This is a genomic window from Myxococcus hansupus, assembly GCF_000280925.3.
GTDB classification, from domain to species: Bacteria; Myxococcota; Myxococcia; order Myxococcales; family Myxococcaceae; genus Myxococcus; species Myxococcus hansupus.
In genome coordinates, this window is record NZ_CP012109.1 from 825,762 (window position 1) to 843,769 (window position 18,008).

13 protein-coding genes are annotated in these 18,008 nt (G+C 69.8%); 5 read left to right on the forward strand and 8 right to left on the reverse strand.

The genetic code is table 11. The annotated features are described in order from the left end of the window. Positions 1-14: 14 nt before the first annotated feature. Genes bshA through bshC form a run of 3 tightly spaced genes read right to left on the reverse strand, consistent with a single transcriptional unit; the run spans position 15 to position 3,651 of the window. Positions 15-1,178, reverse strand: a complete 1,164-nt coding sequence (gene bshA / locus A176_RS03450) for an N-acetyl-alpha-D-glucosaminyl L-malate synthase BshA (RefSeq protein WP_002635932.1) — start codon at positions 1,176-1,178, stop codon at positions 15-17. Beyond that, a complete protein-coding gene (gene bshB1, locus A176_RS03455; protein WP_002635933.1) occupies positions 1,175-1,981 on the reverse strand; it encodes a bacillithiol biosynthesis deacetylase BshB1 in 807 nt (268 codons plus the stop codon). The genes bshA and bshB1 overlap by 4 nt, the downstream gene beginning before the upstream one ends. Beyond that, positions 1,978-3,651 (reverse strand): bacillithiol biosynthesis cysteine-adding enzyme BshC, encoded by a 1,674-nt coding sequence (gene bshC, locus A176_RS03460; protein ID WP_002635934.1) that lies wholly within the window; start codon positions 3,649-3,651, stop codon positions 1,978-1,980. Before bshC ends, bshB1 begins: the two co-directional genes overlap by 4 nt. 94 nt (positions 3,652-3,745) lie before the next feature. On the opposite strand from bshC, the gene A176_RS03465 reads away from it, so the two are divergent. The 4 genes from A176_RS03465 (at position 3,746) to A176_RS03480 (ending at position 9,264) form a co-directional block, all read left to right on the forward strand. Further along, positions 3,746-6,229: a PIG-L family deacetylase gene (locus A176_RS03465; protein WP_002635935.1), complete on the forward strand. Its 2,484-nt coding sequence runs from the start codon at positions 3,746-3,748 to the stop codon at positions 6,227-6,229. Next, positions 6,226-6,405 carry a hypothetical protein gene (locus tag A176_RS03470; protein WP_002635936.1) on the forward strand — a complete coding sequence of 60 codons (180 nt, stop codon included), beginning with the start codon at positions 6,226-6,228 and terminating at the stop codon, positions 6,403-6,405. The genes A176_RS03465 and A176_RS03470 overlap by 4 nt, the downstream gene beginning before the upstream one ends. Further along, entirely contained in the window at positions 6,402-8,114 is a 1,713-nt protein-coding gene (locus A176_RS03475; RefSeq protein ID WP_002635937.1) for a sodium:solute symporter family protein, read from the forward strand. The genes A176_RS03470 and A176_RS03475 overlap by 4 nt, the downstream gene beginning before the upstream one ends. An 82-nt stretch (positions 8,115-8,196) precedes the next feature. Further along, entirely contained in the window at positions 8,197-9,264 is a 1,068-nt protein-coding gene (locus A176_RS03480; RefSeq protein ID WP_002635938.1) for a hypothetical protein, read from the forward strand. 1 nt (position 9,265) lies between these two features. Here the strand turns inward: A176_RS03480 and A176_RS03485 are convergent, their stop codons facing one another. From A176_RS03485 to A176_RS03500, 4 genes are all read right to left on the reverse strand, one after another. Beyond that, on the reverse strand, positions 9,266-11,413 hold the full coding sequence (locus tag A176_RS03485) for a catalase (protein ID WP_002635939.1): 2,148 nt from the start codon (positions 11,411-11,413) through the stop codon (positions 9,266-9,268). Between the two features lie 225 nt (positions 11,414-11,638). Continuing rightward, positions 11,639-12,286, reverse strand: a complete 648-nt coding sequence (locus A176_RS03490) for an SRPBCC family protein (RefSeq protein ID WP_002635940.1) — start codon at positions 12,284-12,286, stop codon at positions 11,639-11,641. Between the two features lie 124 nt (positions 12,287-12,410). Continuing rightward, positions 12,411-13,826, reverse strand: a complete 1,416-nt coding sequence (locus A176_RS03495; protein WP_002635941.1) for an L-serine ammonia-lyase — start codon at positions 13,824-13,826, stop codon at positions 12,411-12,413. 216 nt (positions 13,827-14,042) lie between these two features. Beyond that, positions 14,043-15,584, reverse strand: coding sequence for an SNIPE associated domain-containing protein (locus tag A176_RS03500; protein ID WP_044889727.1), 1,542 nt, complete (start codon positions 15,582-15,584; stop codon positions 14,043-14,045). A gap of 138 nt (positions 15,585-15,722) precedes the next feature. On the opposite strand from A176_RS03500, the gene A176_RS03505 reads away from it, so the two are divergent. Next, positions 15,723-17,096: a tail fiber domain-containing protein gene (locus tag A176_RS03505; RefSeq protein ID WP_021781134.1), complete on the forward strand. Its 1,374-nt coding sequence runs from the start codon at positions 15,723-15,725 to the stop codon at positions 17,094-17,096. A gap of 81 nt (positions 17,097-17,177) precedes the next feature. Here A176_RS03505 and A176_RS03510 read toward each other — a convergent pair whose 3' ends face one another. Beyond that, entirely contained in the window at positions 17,178-18,002 is an 825-nt protein-coding gene (locus A176_RS03510) for a hypothetical protein (RefSeq protein WP_002635944.1), read from the reverse strand. Positions 18,003-18,008: the final 6 nt, after the last annotated feature.

Below are 18,008 nucleotides of genomic sequence, written 5' to 3' on the forward strand. Positions count from 1 at the left end.
CCTCCCGAGGCCCCTCAGCGACGATGGGGCCTCGCGAGGAGCTGGCGGTAGAGCGTCTCGTAGCGGTCGATGGCGGGCTCCTTCTGGAAGTGCTCCAGCACCCGAGCCCGCGCCCGCCGCGAGAATCCCACCCAGCGCTCCGCGTCCTCCACCAGCGTGAGCACGTGCTGGGCCATGGCCTGCACGTCGCCCAGCGGCGCGAGGAAGCCCGTCTCTCCATGCGTCACGAGCTCGGGGATGCCGCCCAAATCGCTCGCCACCACGGGGACGCCGCAGCTCAGGGCCTCCAGGGCCGCGAGCCCGAAGCTCTCCTGTTCGCTCGGGAGGAGGAAGACGTCCGACGCGGCGAGCAGCTCCTCGAAGCGGTCCTGCTTGCCCAGGAAGGCGACGCGGCCCTCCAGGCCCCTCTCGCGCAGCATGCGCTCGGCGGGTGAGCGCTCCGGGCCATCACCAATCATCACCAGCCGGCAGGGCCGCCGCTTGTGGACCTCGGTGAAGATGGCCACCACGTCGGCGATGCGCTTCACCGGACGGAAGTTGGAGATGTGGATGAGCACCGGCTCGGGCTCACGCAGCGCCGGGAAGAGGGGCCGCAGGCACGCGCGGTCTCTCACCGGCGCATAGCGCGCGGTGTCCACGAAGTTGGAGATGACGTCGATGGGGACGCTCTCCGGAATGTCGAAGCCCTTCCACGTCGCCCGTCGCAGATAGGCGGAGGGCACCGTCACCGCGTCGCTGCGCATGATGGAGAAGCGCGTGATGGGCAGGTAGCTGGGGTCGATGCCCACCAGCGTGGTGTCCGTGCCGTGCAGCGTGGTGACGACGCGCGGGGCCTTGTGTCCCAGCACCTCGCGCGCCATCCACGCCGCGGTGGCGTGGGGCACGGCGTAGTGGACGTGCAGGATGTCCAGGCGCTCGTAGTTGGCGACCTCGATCATCTTCGAGGCCAGCGCGATGGGATACGTGCTGGACTGCTGGAGCGCCGGGTAGTCGGTCTCCGTCACCTCGTGGAAGAAGACCTTCCGGTTCGCGCCGTGGAGGCGCACGGGCAAGTCCCGGGCGATGAAGTGGACGCGGTGGCCCCGGTCCGCCATCGCGAGGCCAATCTCCGTGGCGACCATGCCGCTGCCACCAAAGGTTGGAAAGCAGGTGATGGCCACGTTGAGCGGGGCATTCATGAGCGTGCCGGGAAGAACAGGGGCTTGGCGAAGCTATTCCTGCGGAAGTGGTCGACCGGGTCCGTCACGCCCAGCGCCTCACGCACGACGTAGGGCTCGCCGTGGGTGACGCCAATCTGCGCGCCGTAGAAGCGGTCCCGGGCCTCCAGGGAGGACAGCGACAGCGGCGAGCCCACCAGCGTGGGGGGCGCATCCGGCCGGGGCAGCACCTGGCTGGCGTAGCAGTGCACCGCCGCCAGCTTGCGCTCGTAGACGCCGGAGACGTCGACGATGAAGCTGGGCTCGGCGAGGTGCCGCAGCGGGTAGTACAGCACCTGCCGGGGCGTGAAGGGCTCCGCGGTGGGCTCGGCGTCGAACTTGCGCACGCCCGCGAAGAAGAGCGCCCGCGTCACCAGCGCGCTGGTGGCCTCGTGGTCGGGGTGCCGCTCCTTCTCCCAGGGGACGAGGACCAGCTCCGGGCGCAGGCGCCGCAGCGTCTCCACCACGCGCGTCACGGCGGCGGTGCGCGCGCGCTCGGGCTCGGGCGTGTCGAAGCCCGCCCACGGACTGACCCAACCGTCGGGCAGCTCCAGGTTCTCCCGGTGGGCCAGCCCCAGCGCGCGGCTGGCGGCCTCGGTCTCCTCTGCGCGGGACTGAAGCGTGCCGCGCGAGCTCTTCTCGCCGCGCGTCAGGTCGACGATGCCGGTGCGGTAGCCCCGGGCGGCCAGGCTCGCGAGGAGCCCGCCGCAGAAGAGCTCCACGTCGTCGGGATGCGGGCCGAAGGCGAGGACGTCGATGCCGAACGTCGTGGCCGGGGCGTTCATGGTGTCAGGTCCTTCGAGTCGCCGGAGAAGGGCACGCACGCCTCCAGCACCTGCCGCGTGAAGGCCCGCGTTCCAATGCGCGCCGCGAAGTAGGGCATCCCGAGCACCCGCTCCTGGGGCGCGTCATGGGGAAAGAGGAAGGCGCGCAGCCGGTCCACCCGCTCCGAGGCCGTGGTGTCGAGCCGGGCGAGCGCGCGGCGGTAGCGGCCCGTCAGCCGGGACACCGCGACGCGCACCGTGGCCCGCGTGCGTTGAACCGCGTCCTGGAGGTTCGCGTCCGCGGACGTCACCTGCCCGGCGAGTTGCTCCAGCTCCGCGGAGAAGGCGCCGAAGAGGCGCGCCTCCAGGGACTCGGGAGACGCCAGGGGCTCGGGGGCGTCGCGCGTGGCCAGCTTCGTCAGCAGGGCATCCCGGGGCACCTGGACCTCGTCGGGCTGGAGCCCCAGCTTGTGCAGCCAGCGGCGCGTGCGGTCATCGAGCACGCGGAAGCGCGACCGCGGAATGGCCAGGGGCATGGGCTTCTTCGCGTGGGCGTAGAGCGGCGCCAGTTGCGCGAAGTAGGCCAGCTCGCCGGGACCTCCGACATACGCCGCCGTGGGAAACCAGGTGTCCTGGAGGAGGGGCCGCAGCAACGCGGACGTGGTGAAGCGGTGGGGCTCGTGCTCCAGGGCTGCGCGCAGCGCGTCGCTCGTGAGGGTCGCGTTCTCCGGATGGCCCACCAGGCTCCAGGCGTCCGGGCCCGCCGGGTCCAGCCGGTAGCGAGGTCCGTCGAGGGCGCCTGGCGAATAGAAGCTGAGCGGCGCGCCCGGGCGGATGTGGACCTGCACGGCATAGCCGGCGGAGGACAGCGCCTCCACCCGGCCCGCGAGCGCGGTGGAGAGCGCCGCGGCTTCCTCGAGCGCGAAGCGGTGCACGGGCGCGGCGAGCGGCGCCAGCCGTGCGTCACGCGGGTCGATGAAGACGAGGCCCTCGTCGGCGAAGAGGGCGGAGAGGACGTCGGTGAAGGCTCCCGCGAGCGTGGCTTCCGGGCGGTAGGCCCGCTCCAGCAGGGAGAGGATTTCCTCGGCGTGGGGTTCGTCTCCCAGTTCGGCGCGGAGGGTGGCCAGGGCGGGGAGGACGCTCGGGCCGAGGTGACAGTGGGCGATGGGCGCTCGAGACGTTGCTGCGTCCTTCAGCTCGAGCGCCAGGCGACAGGGCCCTCCGCTCGGGCGTGGGATGACACAGTGGTCAATCTCCGGGAGGTCGTGGTCCTCCGTCTGGAGCCAGAAGAGGGGAACACAGGGCCGGCCCGTTTCTTCCCGAAGTGCCCGCGCGGTGACGATGGCGGACGCGGCCTTGTAGAGCGTGTACAGCGGGCCCAGGAAGAGGCCCATCTGCTGGCCCGTCACCACGACCACGGTGCCGGGCTGGGCGAGCAGCGCGAGGTGGTGCTCGCGCGCGGGGCTGGGGGCGAGGCGCGCGTTCTGGACTCGCAGCACGTCGAGCAGCGCGGGCGAGACCGTGCGCGACGCGGCGGCGTCCACGGCGCGGGCGCGGGCGTCTCGGTGTCGGTAGTCATCGGAGAGGAAGGAGAGCGCTGCCGCATCTCCACGAAGCCACGCGGTCGAGAACGAGGACGTCACGGCATGCCGTGATAACAGGTCGCCGCTGGCATGCCACCAGAAGTGCATGCCTGCACGTCGGGTGCGAGCGTGTCGGCGTGCGAGGCCTCACCACGAACGTGGTCCGCGCGCACGCGGGAGGCTTGTTATAGGGTCCGCCCGGATGCGGAACCTCCTCCTGGGAATGACGCTGGCCATGAGCCTTGGATTCGGGTCGACGGCGGTGGCTCAGCCTCCTCGGCAACCCCACGCAGGTGAAATCGCGGCGGGCCTGAAGCGGCTGGGCGTGACGGGCAGCGTGCTGTACGTCGCCGCGCACCCGGATGACGAGAACACGCGCCTGCTCGCATGGCTGGTTGGCGCCAAGGGCCTGCGGGCGGGTTACCTGTCCGTGACGCGGGGCGATGGCGGGCAGAACCTCATCGGCACGGAACAGGACGCCCTGCTCGGGCTCATCCGCACGCACGAGCTGCTCGCGGCGCGCACCGTGGACGGCGCGGAGCAGTTCTTCACGCGGGCGCGCGACTTCGGCTACTCGAAGAGCGCGGAGGAGGCGCTGCGCATCTGGGGCCATGACGCGGTGTTGGCCGACGTCGTCCTCGCCATCCGCCGCTTCCAGCCGGACGTCATCATCACCCGCTTCACCACGGAGCCTCCGAATCACGGCCACCACACGGCCTCCGCGTTGCTGGCGGCGGAGGCCTTCGTCGCGGCGGCGGACCCGAAGCGCTTCCCCGAGCAGCTCACCGAGGTGAAGCCGTGGAAGGCGAACCGCCTGCTGCAGAACGCCTCCCAATGGTGGTTCAAGCCCGACGAGGACCTGTCCCGCTACCTGCGGCTGGACGTGGGCGGCTACGACGCGCTGCTCGGGCGTTCGTGGGGCGAGGTGGCCGCGGAGAGCCGGAGCCAGCACAAGAGCCAGGGCTTCGGCGCCGCGGCGGACCGCGGCCCCAGCATGGAGTACTTCACGCCGCTGGCGGGGACGCTGCCGAAGCGTGACGTGTTCGAGGGGCTCGACTTCTCGTGGAAGCGTTGGAAGGGCAGTGAGGCCGTGGCCCGCGCGGTGAGCGCCGCGACGAAGTCCTTCGATGTGTCCGCGCCTCACCGCTCCCTGCCCGCGCTCGTGCGGGTGCACGATGCGCTGACCGCGCTGCCGGACTCCCACCCGGGGAAGGCCGTCAAGCTGCGGGAGACGGAGGCGCTCATCGCCGCGTGCGCCGGGCTGTTCCTGGAAGCGCGAGCCGCCAGCCCCATGGGCGTTCCCGGCGCCGCGGTGGAGGTGGAGGCCGTGGCGCTGAACCGCTCACCGGCCTCGCTCAAGTGGGTGGGCATGACGCTCCCGGGCGAGAAGCCCGAGGCCGTGGGGCAGGCGCTGGGTGAGAACACGCCCGTGAAGCTCAAGCGCTCGGTGCCGCTTCCGATATCGGCGCGCATCTCCACGCCGTACTGGCTCCGCGAGCCCGTGAGCGGCGGTCTCTATGCCCTGGACGAGAAGGACCGCGCGCTCACCGGTCAGCCGGAGGGCGGTCCCGCCTTGGAGGTGTCGTTCGAGTACGAGGTGGCGGGGCGCCGCTTCCGCGCCGTCCGGCCTGTCGTCTACGTCTGGACGGACCCTGTGCGCGGCGAGCTCTACCGCGACTTCGAGGTTGTCCCGCCGCTGACCGCGACGCTGCAGCAGGACGTCATCATGTTCCCCAACGGCGAGGGCCGGGCGGTGAACGTGGTGGTCTCCGCGGGCATGGACAACGCTCCGGGCACCGTCCGTTTGGAGGTTCCGCGGGGGTGGCGCGTGGAGCCCGCGTCCGTGGAATTCAAACTCGCGGCGCGGGGCGATGAGCGCACCTTGCGCTTCCAGGTGACGCCGCCGCGCGGGAGCACCGAGAAGGCGGAGCTGCGTGCCTGGGTGGACGTCGGGGACCGCGCCTGGTCGTGGAAGGCGCGTTCGGTGTCCTACGCGCACATCCCGCCGCTGACGGTGCGTCAGCCGTCCGTGGCCACGCTAGTGCCCTTCACGCTGGCGACCAAGGGCAAGCGCATTGGCTACATCCCGGGTCCGGGCGACCGCGTGGCGGAGAGCCTGAGCGAGGTGGGCTACGAGGTGACGCTGCTGCCGGATGAGCGGCTCGCGCTGGAGCCCCTGGAGCGCTTCGACGCCATCCTCGTGGGCGTGCGCGCCTTCAACGCCAACCCGCACCTCTACGCCCACCGGGAGCGGCTGCTCCGCTACGTGGAGGGCGGCGGCCGGCTGGTGGTCCAGTACAACACCAACAGCCGCGTGGGGCCGCTCACCTCGCTGGTGAGTCCCTATCCGCTGGAGATTGGCCGAGACCGGGTGACGGACGAGACGGCGGCGATGACGCCGGTGTCCCCGGACGAGCCGTTGCTGCGCGCGCCCAACGCGCTGTCGCCCGCGGACTTCGCGGGCTGGGTCCAGGAGCGCGGCCTCTACTTCGCGTCGTCGTGGGACTCCCGCTACCGCCCGGTGTTCTCCCTGCGGGACGCCGATGAGGCGCCGCTCCAGGGGGCGCTGCTCGTCGCCCGTCATGGCAAGGGCACGTTCGTCTACACGGGGCTCTCCTTCTTCCGTCAGCTCCCCGCCGGGGTCCCCGGCGCCTACCGGCTTCTGGCCAACATCCTGTCTCCATGAGCACTGCTCCCAACCTGACGCCCCGTGAGCCCACGGCCGAGGCCAGCGCGCCCCGGCCCGAGCTCGATGACGCCCCGCCGCTGCTCGGCTCGTGGCGGAACATCTACCTCCTGGTCATGGCCACCTTCGTGGCGTTCGTCGTCGTGGGTTGGGTCCTCACCGAGGTGTACACATGACGGGGCTCGACTGGCTTGTCCTGGGCGGGACGATTGCCTTCATCGTGGGATGGGGCCTCTGGAAGTCCCGGGGGGCGGGCACCAGTGAGGATTACCTGCGCGGAGGCCGCGATTTGAAGTGGCCCACCATCGGCCTGACGGTGATGGCCACGCAGGCGAGCGCCATCACCTTCCTGTCCGTGCCCGGGCAGGCGTACGAAGATGGCATGCGGTTCGTGCAGTTCTACTTCGGACTGCCCATCGCGATGATCATCATCAGCGCGGTCTTCGTCCCCATCTACTACCGGCTGAACGTCATCACCGCGTACGAGTACCTGGAGTCGCGCTTCGACCTGAAGACGCGGCTGCTGGGCGCCTTCCTCTTCCTCATCCAGCGCGGCCTGGCGGCGGGCATCACCATCTACGCGCCAGCCATCATCCTGTCCGCCATCCTCGGCTGGCCGCTGGAGCCCACTGTCGTCGGAATGGGCGCGCTGGTCATCCTCTACACGGTGACGGGCGGCGCCAAGGCGGTGAGCCAGACGCAGAAGCAGCAGATGGTGGTGATGATGGGCGGCATGGTGGTGGCGGCGATTGTCATCGTCTGGCGGCTGCCCGAGCACATGTCGTTCGGCAAGGCCGTGGACGTCGCGGGCGCCTTTGGCCGGATGAACGTGGTGAGCTTCGACTTCGACATGTCGGACCGTTACAACTTCTGGTCCGGCATGACGGGCGGCCTCTTCCTGTCGCTGTCGTACTTCGGCACGGACCAGTCGCAGGTGGGGCGCTACCTGTCGGGGCGCTCCGTCTCCGAGAGCCGGCTGGGGCTGCTCTTCAATGGCGTGCTGAAAATCCCGATGCAGTTCCTCATCCTGTTCGTCGGGATTCTCGTCTTCGTCTTCTACCAGTTCAGCACGCCGCCGCTGCTCTTCAACGAGACGCTGCGCACGCGCGTGCAGGGCACGGCGCAGGCGGGCGAGTACGCCGCGCTGGAGTCGAAGTGGGAGCACGTCCAGACCCGCAAGCGCGCCGAGGTGGAGCGCTACCTCGCGGCCGTGGAAGCGGGGGATGCCGTGGCCGGGGAGACGTCTCGCTCCCTGCTCCAGAACGCGGAGCAGGAGGCCAGCGCGGTCCGCAAGGAGGCCAAGGAGATGGTGGTCCGCGCGCTGCCGGGCGCGGAGACGAAGGACTCCGATTACATCTTCATCACCTTCGTGAAGCGCTGGCTGCCCAGCGGCCTGTTTGGCCTGCTCATCGCGGTCATTCTTTCCGCGGCCATGAGCTCCATCGCCAGCGAGCTGACCGCCCTGGGCGCGACGACGACGGTGGATTTCTACCGACGCGTGTTCCACAAGAATGCCTCGGACCGGCACGTGCTGGTGGCCTCGAAGCTGTTCACCGTGTTCTGGGGATTGGTGGCCGTGGGCTTCGCGACCTTCGCGTCGTTGCTCGACAACCTCATCCAGGCGGTCAACATCCTGGGGTCCATCTTCTACGGCACGGTGCTGGGCATCTTCCTGGTCGCCTTCTTCGTGAAGCACGTGCGCGGGCATGCCGTGTTCGCCGCTGCCGTCGTCTCCCAGACTGCGGTGATTGGCCTCTTCTTCCTCTCCGACGTCGGCTACCTCTGGTTCAACGTCATCGGCTGCGCGCTGGTGGTGGCGCTGAGCCTGGTGGCGCAGGTCGTCCTGCCTCGCGGCGAGACGCCGGCCCCGGCCCCGGGGGCCTGAGCCGGGGGCACGGAAGGCCCGGACGTCCATGAAGGAGCGCGTTCCGGGCCTTGAAGTATGCTCGTCCCGGTGAGGGACGGACATGCCTGACGGGAACAGGCGACCCGGTCGCCCGGGGCGCTCCGACGAGCGACACAGCTCGCTCGACGAGGACGAGGACGCGACGCGCGACATTCCGCTCCTGACGCGCCCCGAGGAGACGCGGATGGGGCCCGTGGAGCCGCGCTTCGAGGAGACCCGCATGGGCCCGGTGGAGCCGCGCTTCGAGGAGACGCGGATGGGGGTGGTGGACCCTCTCACCGAGGAGACCCTCATGGAGGCCGAGGAGGAGGAGGCCTTGCCCCTGCCCCGGTCCGAGAAGCCTCGTGCCCGCGGCAAGCCCTCTCGGGCCGCGCCGCCACCGCCCCCCGCCACCGAGGTGCAGACGGAGGTCATGCCGCAGAAGCTGCCCGCCGCGCGCGCGGGGGGACCGCCGGCGAAGCCCACGGGCTGGCTTGCGGCGGGAGGGGACAAGCGCCCCAGCCCCCCACGTGCCAGCGAGGCGCCGGCCAGCCTGGGCGTGGTGCGCTTGAGTCCCTTGGAGCCCCTGGGCGCGAAGGTGAAGGCGGCGGAGGACGAGGCGCCCGCGCTGCGGACGATGTTCGCCAACCACTCGGCGCTGCTCGCGGAGCAGCTTCGCGAGGCCCTGTCGAAGAAGATGTACGGGCGCGGGCCGCACCGCGTGCTGCGCATCGACGAGCCGGAGGGGCCCAGCACCGCGGGTGGCAAGCTCGCGCGGCAGGCCATCTCCCTGGTGCCGCGCAAGGGCAGCGGGCCTTCGCTGACGTGCGGTTGGGTGGACGTGTCGAAGCGCGAGGCGCAGCTTCGCAACTTCGAGGCGGTGGCCAAACGCTACGAAGTCCACCACGGCGAGCCGCTGGAGCTGGCGCCCGAGGAGTACGAGCGCTTCCTCAACGACGTGGAGGCGGTGCTCCTCCAGGCCGTCATCAAGGTCCGGGTCATCATCCCGGAGGAAGCCGCGGCGGTCCGCGTCCAAGGCCCGGCGGCGGGCTCCCGGACGAAAGGAGTCCCACCCCTGTGGGCGGGACTCCTGGCCGCGCTGGCCTTCGCGTTGGGCCTGCTCGCGGGGCGGATGGGGACGGGCGGCTGAGCTACGCCAGCGGCGTTTCACGCTCCCAGTGACGCTTGGCGATGGCCTCGGCGAAGAGCTGCCCGAAGCCCTTCGTCTCCGTCTTCGCGCTGCGGACGACGCCTCGCATGGCCTCCACGCCCTTCGTGGGGGCCGGCTCCAGGTCGTCCACGCCCGCGGCGCTCAGCAGCAGGACGGCGTCCGCGGACAGCGCCAGGGCCTTGCAGTGGATGTAGGCCTCGCGCACGAAGTCCACCGCCTGGGGCACGCGCTTCAGGGCCGCGACGCTCTTCTCGCCACCGGGCACGTAGACGGCGTCGTACGTCACCGAGGACGTGTTGGCGAAGGTGCGCAGGGGCCGCTCTTCCCGGCCCTCCAGGCTCGTCACCGGGCTCAGCGTGGGGCCCACCACCTCCAGCGTCGCGCCGCGCTCCGCGAGCGCCTTGCGCACGCCGTCCAGCTCCTTGCCGGCGAAGCCGTCCGACACCAGGGCGGCGATCTTGCGCGTCTTGATGGAGTCGTGCGGCGAGTTCTCCATGCTGAGGGCGGGAGACGTGTCCACCGAGGGCGCCCCCTTCTTGCCCGAGGCCTTGGGGGCCTTGGCCGGCTTGGTGGCCTTGGGCGGCTCGACGCCCACCGCCCGGGCCACGCGCGCGGCCAGCGCCGGGTCGATGTTCACCAGAATCTGGTTCACCACGCGCTCGCGAATCTCCACGCGCTCCACCTTGCCAATCTCGAACTCGAGCGCGGCGACGACGTGCTCCTGCTCGGGCTTGGACAGGCTCTTGTAGAAGAGCGTGGCCTGGCTGAAGTGGTCGCTGAAGCTGTTGCTGCGCGCGCGAATCTTGTGCCCCTCCACGCGCTCCTGGCGGTGGTGGAAGGCCATGGCCGGGTTGGCCAGCACCGGGCAGCCGCCGCCCAGTGTGTTGGGGTGGTAGTTGGCCCGCGACGTGGGGATGGTGTGCCGCCCGAAGCCGTCCTGCTGGTGGTTGGTGACGGGGCACACGGGCTTGTTGATGGGCAGCTCCGCGAAGTTGGGGCCACCCAGCCGCGTGAGCTGCGTGTCCAGGTACGAGAACAGCCGTGCCTGCATCAGCGGGTCATTGGTGAAGTCGATGCCCGGCACCACGTTGGCCACGCAGAAGGCGACCTGCTCCGTCTCCGCGAAGAAGTTGTCCGGGTTGCGGTTGAGCGTCAGCTTGCCCACGCGCTGCACCGGCACAAGCTCCTCGGGCAGCAGCTTGGTGGCGTCCAGGAGGTCGAAGCCGTACTTCAGCTCGTCACCCTCGGGGAGGATTTGCAGCCCCAGCTCGTACTCGGGGAAGTCGCCCGCCTCGATGGCATCCCAGAGGTCGCGGCGGTGGAAGTCCGGGTCCTTGCCGGACAGCTTCTGGGCCTCGTCCCAGGCGAGCGCGTGGTTGCCCAACAGCGGCTTCCAGTGGAACTTCACCAGGTGCGCCTTTCCCTCCGCGTTGACCAGCCGGAAGGTGTGGACGCCGAAGCCCTCCATCATCCGGTAGCTGCGCGGGATGGCGCGGTCGGACATCAGCCACATCACCATGTGCGACGTCTCGGGGACGAGCGACACGAAGTCCCACAGCGAGTCGTGCGCGGAGGACGCCTGCGGGATTTCGTTGTGCGGCTCCGGCTTCACGGAGTGGACGAAGTCCGGGAACTTGATTCCGTCCTGGATGAAGAAGACGGGCATGTTGTTGCCCACCAAGTCGAAGTTGCCCTGCTCCGTGTAGAACTTGGTGGCGAAGCCGCGCACGTCGCGGACGGTGTCCGCCGAGCCGCGTGAGCCGCCCACGGTGGAGAAGCGCACGAACACCGGCGTGCGCAGGGACGGGTCGGTGAGGAAGCTCGCCTGGGTGTACTTCTCCAGCGACTTGTAGACCTGGAAGTAGCCATGGGCTCCGGAGCCGCGCGCGTGGACAGCGCGCTCCGGGATGCGCTCGTGGTCGAAGCGCATCATCTTCTCCCGGAAGTGGAAGTCCTCCAGGAGCGTGGGGCCGCGAACGCCCGCCTTCAGCGAGTTGTCGGTGTCGGAGATGGGGATGCCCTGGTCCGTGGTGAGGACCTTGCCCTCCGCATGCATGCGGTGCGGTTCAAGGCTTTCGACCTTGAGCGTGGTGGGCCGGCTCTTCGCCGAGGGCTTGCGCGTTTTCATGGGGGCCTGTCGCCAACGAGAGGGGTGAAGGCGCCGTGGAGCTGGCGCGGTAGCCGTCTACGCTCGTCACGTCCACCCCGGTGACTTCAGGGGGTGGGGACGTCCGCGAGTCGGCACTTCCCTGGGCGATTGGTCGCTCGCGCGCGTGGCAGTGTCCACGATCGCGCGGTTCGCGACGTGACGCTCCCGTGTGGCCCCTGCCTGCACGGGAGCGTCAGGCGTGCATCACGGCGTGGCGGGAGCGGCCACGGCCGGGGCGCCTTCCGCGGGCTGCGCGGCGGCCTCTGCTTCCGCGCGCGCCTTCTCCGCGGCGCGAGTGGCCTCCGCCTCCGCGTGCTTCTTGGCGTCCGCCACGGCGACGTCCTTCAGGGTCGCCAGGCCCCGCTCGAAGTCCTTTCCAATCATCGCGTCCATGTCCATGAACAAGCCCATGGCCTTGCTGATGAAGTTGTTCTCGCCCGACATGGCCCAGACGACCTGCGTGCCACCCTCGGCGGCGCTGAAGGTGAACGTGGTGGTGTTGGTGGCGGCGAAGGGCTTGATGAACTCCAGCCGGATGGTGACCTGCTCGTTGACCTTGCTGTCGGTGATGGTCATCCGGCCTTCACCAATCTGGTCGTTGCCCGCCCAGGTGTAGTCCGCGCCCGTCCCCGACTCCGGGCCGGAGTACGTGCGCTTCTGCTGCGGGTCCAGCCCGTCCCACGGGGACCATTCGGTCCAACGGTGGAAGTCGTTCACCAGCGGGAAGGCGATGTCCGCGGACACGGGGAGCACCGCGCTGCGCTGATAGGTGAACGTGCCGGGACGGGTGGCGACGAAGCCGACGAACAGCAGGATGGCGGCGGCGAGGCCGGCCAGAATCTTCTTGAGCATGGGGGTGGGTCCTTGGGCGGTGGCGGGGGGGACGGCCGCGCACCAGCCGCGCGTCTTAGAGGCCGGACGGTGCCAAGCGCAAGACACCCACAGCGTGGGCGCCAGGTCGGCGGGAGCGCGCGGCTCAGCACTCCGGGAGGCCCACGCTCAGGTTGGCCACTTCCAGGACGTTGGCGGCCAAACCCCCCCGCGCCGTCTCCTTGTACTTGTCCTTCATGTCGCGGCCGGTGTCGCGCATGGTGCGGATGACCTTGTCCAGGCTGACGAAGTGGCGTCCGTCGCCGGAGAGCGCCATGCGCGTGGCGTTGATGGCCTTCACGGAGGCCATGGCGTTGCGCTCGATGCAGGGCACCTGCACCAGGCCGCCAATGGGGTCGCAGGTGAGGCCCAGGTTGTGCTCCATGGCGATCTCCGCCGCGTTCTCCACCTGGAGCGGCGTGCCGCCCATGACCTCGGTGAGCGCGCCCGCGGCCATGGAGCACGCGCTGCCGACCTCGCCCTGGCAGCCCACCTCGGCGCCACTGATGGAGGCGTTCTCCTTGTAGAGGACGCCAATGGCCCCCGCGGTGAGCAGGAAGCGCACCACGCCGTCCTCGTTGGCGCCCGGCACGAAGCGCCAGTAGTAGTGCAGCACCGCGGGGATGATGCCCGCCGCGCCGTTGGTGGGCGCGGTGACGACGCGCCCGCCCGCCGCGTTCTCCTCGTTCACGGCCAGCGCGTAGAGGTTCACCCAGTCCAGCACGGTGAGCGGGTTGGTGAGGCCGGCCTCGGGGCGGCTGATGAGCTTCTGGTACATCCCCGCGGCGCGGCGCTCCACCTTGAGGCCACCCGGGAGGATGCCGCCGCTGGTGCAGCCACGGCGCACACAGGCCTGCATCACGTCCCAGACGCGGAGCAGCCCGGCGCGAATCTCCGCCTCGTCGCGCCACGTCTTCTCGTTGGCCAGCATGATGGAGCTGAAGCTGATGCGCTCCCGCTCACAGTGCGCGAGCAGCGCCGCCGCGGATTGGAAGGGGTAGGGCAGCGGCGTGGTGTCCTTCGTCAGCGGGTCCTTGCCCGCCGCCGCCGCGGTGTCGTCGACGACGAAGCCTCCGCCCACGGAGTAGTAGACGGTGGACAGCAGCTCCACGCCGTCGGGGCCGGTGGCGGTGAAGCGCATGCCGTTGGGGTGGAAGGGCAGCGAGCGCCGACGGTGCATCACCAGGTGCTCGCCGTCTCGGAACGTCACCTCGCGCTGACCCAGCAGCGCCAGGCGGCCCTCGGCGCGCCAGCGGGAAATCACGGCGGGTACGGACTCCACGTCCACGCCCTCCGGCGTCTCACCGAGCAGGCCGAGCACCACCGCCTTGTCGCTGCCGTGCCCCTTGCCCGTCGCGCCCAGCGAGCCGAACAGCTCCACCTTGAGCTTCGTGAGTCGCTCCACGTGCCCCGCGTCCGCCAGCTTGCGCGCGAACATCCGCGCGGCCCGCATGGGGCCCACGGTGTGCGAACTGGAAGGTCCGATGCCAATCTTGAAGAGGTCGAAGACGCTGACGGCCATGGCGGCGCAACATGCCACGTTTCCAATTCCGTCCCAGCGCCTCCGGTCGAAGCGCATGTCACCGCGAGGACGGATGCAGCTCCTTGGGATGCCAACGAGCGACGTCCACGCACGGGCTTCGTGCGTGCGCGGCTTCGTGCCACCTCCGCGTGACGCGATAGACGCAGCGCGTTGGTCGCCGGATGTCTGGCCCGCTGCGTCGTAGCGGCCGAGCGCCTACGCGGCCGGACGTCTCGCCGTCCCTTCCTTCGTCCGCTGCTCCTCGTCGGTGAGGGCGAGCGACTTGCGGTACTCGGCGGCCTCCGCCACGCGCGTCAGCTCGAAGTCGCCGTGGTGCTTGCGCACGGCGTCGGCGATTTCGTCCAGGCTCGCCCGGAAGAACTCCTTGCGCTCGTTGATGCGGTTGACGCGCCGGTGGGCGAACGTGCGGTGCAGCTCGGCCTCCAGCTTGGGCGCGTCCACGGTGCGGATGATGGCGTGGACGTCGAACTCGAAGGGGACGGAGGCGTCGCCCAGCTCGTCGATGCGGTCCTGCGGGACGAGCCGCCGCGTCATGCCCAGCTTGAAGATGTCTTCACCGAAGGAGCCGATGTTGGAGATGACGTAGACGTGCCCCGTGCGGGTGAGCTGTGCCTGGGAGATCGCGCGCTGTCGCTCCAGGTCCTCGGCGAGGCGCCGCTCAAGCTCCGCGATGCGCTCCTGGAGCTTCTGCTGCTGCGTGCCGGTGCTCTGCTCGAATTCGGCGCGGGCCTTGCGCAGGGCTTCCTCGTCGCGCCGGGCCTCGCGCTCGGCTTCGAGGCGGGCGCGCTCCAGCTCACGCTGCGCGGTTTCCTCTTCGCGCATCTGTTCGCGGATGCGCCGCTGCTCGTCCTTCTCCTGCTGGCGCTTCTCCTCGTACTCGTGCGCCAGGTGCAGTTCGTCCAGCTTGAGGTTCACGTACCTGGCGTCGATGAAGCACTGCTGAATCTTGGCGAGCTCGGTGATGGCGTCGGCCGCCTTCTGGATGCGCGCCTCCATCGCCTTGACGTTCTTGTACGTCACCTTGGCCACGCAGGCGTCCGCTTCGCCGTTGAAGGCGCGCAGCATCAACTTCAGCGTGCGCTCCGTCTGCTTGCGGCCCTCCGCCTTGCTGCCGTTGACCTCCCACTCCGCGGTGCAATAGGCGGCCTTCTTGTCCTTGAGCAGCGTCTTCTGCTGCTCGCGGAGGTCGTCCAGGCGCTCCTCGTACTTCTGCGATGTGGAGAAGTTGTAGATGGGTTTGTAGAGCCCGTAGGAGCGGAGGACGGCTTCCTCCTCCAATGGCCGCAGCTCCGCGCTCAGCCGGGAGATGGCGTTCTCGAGCTGGGAGCGTTCGACCTGGGCTTGTTGGCGTCGCACCTCCGCCTCGCGCGCGGCCGTCTCCGCCTGTTCGCGCAGGCGTGTCAGCTCACCCTGGGTTCGCGTGCGCTCCTGGCTGATGGCGCGCTCGTTCTCCTCCTTCACCCGGAGCAGCTCTGCCTGGGCTTTCCGGATGGCGGTGTCCGCATCCTCGCGGGCTCGCGTCAGCTCCGCGGCCACGCGGTTGCGCTCGGCGGCCAGGGCGTGGGCGGACTCGGCCTTCGCGCGCTCCAGCTCCGCGGTGACGCGCTGGCGTTCCGCCTCCACGTCGAGCACCGGCTTGAAGCGCTTCCTCACCGACGCCAGCCGCACGGCGGTGAAGAGGAACAACCCGGACATCAGCAGGCTCACGGCGCCTAGGACCCAGACGGCAGGTTGCATCGGTGCATCCCCCCTCGCATGGCGGGAGGTTCACTCAACGCATGGGCGCCCCGGAATCCCTCCGTGGGAGTATGGACCTTCCCGCGAAGGAAAACGGCCAAGGTCGTTTTCTACCCAGATTCGACATCAGGAGACGCCATGCAGGGGAGTCGTGTGTTCGTCGCGCTGAGTTGCCTCACCTTGGCCGCCACGGGGTGTGGTTCGGAGGCTCCACCCGCCCAGAACTGGGAGGTGGGCTCGGGCCTCCGGTTGGGCGACGACAACGTCGTCAGCGTCGCCTACGGCGCCGGACCGGGGACGGTCGTGGAGGGGAACGACCCGCGCCTCCATGACGCGCGCCCGCCGCTCCCGGGGAACGAGGGCTACATCCAGAACGGGACGCAGCCCCAGGACGCCTCGTTGTCGCTCGCCGGGACGGTCAGCACGAAGTCCGGCCTCTTCGTGGATGCGACCGCCGCGGTGGCGTCACCCGTTCCGTTGCTCCGCGTCACGAACACCCATGCCGCCGCGCCGGCGTGGGACGCCTTGCCCGTCTTCAAGGTGGATTCCGGCGGCGGCCTGCTGTCCCGAGGCGAGTTCGTGTCGGGCAACGGGCCGCTTCCCATGAGCAGTGGTGTCGGCACGCGGCTCATGTGGGCACCGGCACGTGGTGCCTTCCGCGCCGGCACCGCGCTGGACGAGTGGGACGACGACAACGTGGGCGAGTACTCGTGGGCCGGCGGCAACCGGACCCGGGCCAGCGCGTACGGCGCCTTCTCCTTCGGTGACCAGTGCGCCGCCAGCGGCACGGTGGCCACGTGCTTCGGTTCGGCCAATCGGGCGTCGGGAACGGCGAGCTTCACCAGTGGCGCGTCCAACATCGCGAGCGGCTTCGCCTCCACGGCCATGGGGTACACCAACACCGCGACGGGGCAGGGGAGCGTGGCGATTGGCTACCGCGTCCAGGCGGAGGGGAACTACGGCGTCGCGCTGGGCTATCGCGTGTCCACGGGGGGGCGCACGGGCTCCTTCATCTGGGGTGACGAGTCGACCACCACCGCGTCCACCAGCACCGCGAACAACCAATTCATGATTCGCGCGGCGGGAGGCGTCCGCCTGCGAACCAGCTCCAGCCTGTCGACGGGCTGCGACCTGCCGGCGGGCTCGGGCGTGTTCTCCTGCACGTCCGACCGGAACCTAAAGGAGGACTTCCGCGACGTCGACGGCGAGGCCCTCCTGGCGAAGGTGGCGGGGCTGCCGGTGGCGTCCTGGCGCTACAAGGGCGAGGACGGGCAGGTGCGCCACCTGGGGCCCGTGGCCCAGGATTTCCGCGCCGCGTTCGGCCTGGGGACCGACGACACCAGCATCGGGATGCTCGACATCGACGGGGTGAACATGGCCGCCATCCAGGCGCTGGAGCGGCGGACGCGGGAGCTGCACGCGAAGAGCGCCGAGCTCGACGCGCTCAAGGCGGAGCTGGCGGCGCTGAAGGCGAGCGTGGCGGAGTTGAAGGCCTCGCTGCCCCGGCGTTGAGCCGCTGACGCTGGAGACACGAAGGGCCGGGAAGACGTCCGTGGGACGCCGGCTCCCGGCCCTCGTGCGCCGCGCGGACGATTACTGGTCGTCGCAGGGCGTGCCCAGGCGGAGGCCCTCGTACACACCGAGCTCGTTGTAGATGAGCGGCAGGTTCTCATCCACGGGCACCTGGCGCAGCTCGTGGCGGCGCTTGGTGTTCTCAATCCACATGGCGGGCTTCGCCTTGTCGAGCAGCAGGCGGAGGTCACCGCGCTTGGTGGAGAAGATTTCGCCCTCCGAGTCGGAGATGACGTTGGTCATCTTCTGCGCCTTGAGGCCACCGCGAGGTCCAATGAAGACGCGGTAGTTCTTCTTCTCGGACTCGTGGAAGCCGCGGTCCACGAAGTAGTAGACGCCCTTGGTGTCACGCAGCAGCGCGTAGGGGCGGAACTTCTGCGGGTTGGGCAGGTAGGTGGACTTGCGCAGCACCTCGGCGGCGGGCTCTCCCTCCAGCATGGTGAGGGGGATGTCCTTCTCACCGCAGCGCAGCTTGCAGGTGCGCTCCTTGCGGTCGATCTCCACCTCCGACATGACGCGCCAGTCGATGCCGCGGAAGTTGGGGTTGGAGCCCTTGTTGAAGAAGCGGGGGTCCAGGAAGGACGTGGGCGAGGTGTAGGGGCCCGGGTGGGCCACCTGCACGAACTGCTTCCCATCGCCGTAGTAGAGGGCGGCGTTGATGTCCTCGTCGTCGGGCGTGAGCGCCACGAAGTGGCCCTTGCCGTCGGTGCACACCGACGTGCCCTCCAACATCATCTTCTCGCCGAGGTTCGACTCCTTGCCCCAGGGGGGCTGGATGGGCTCGGCCGCCATGGCGGCGGTACAGGCGAACGACATCGCCGCGAGGGCGAAACGCTGGAATCGCATCGTGGA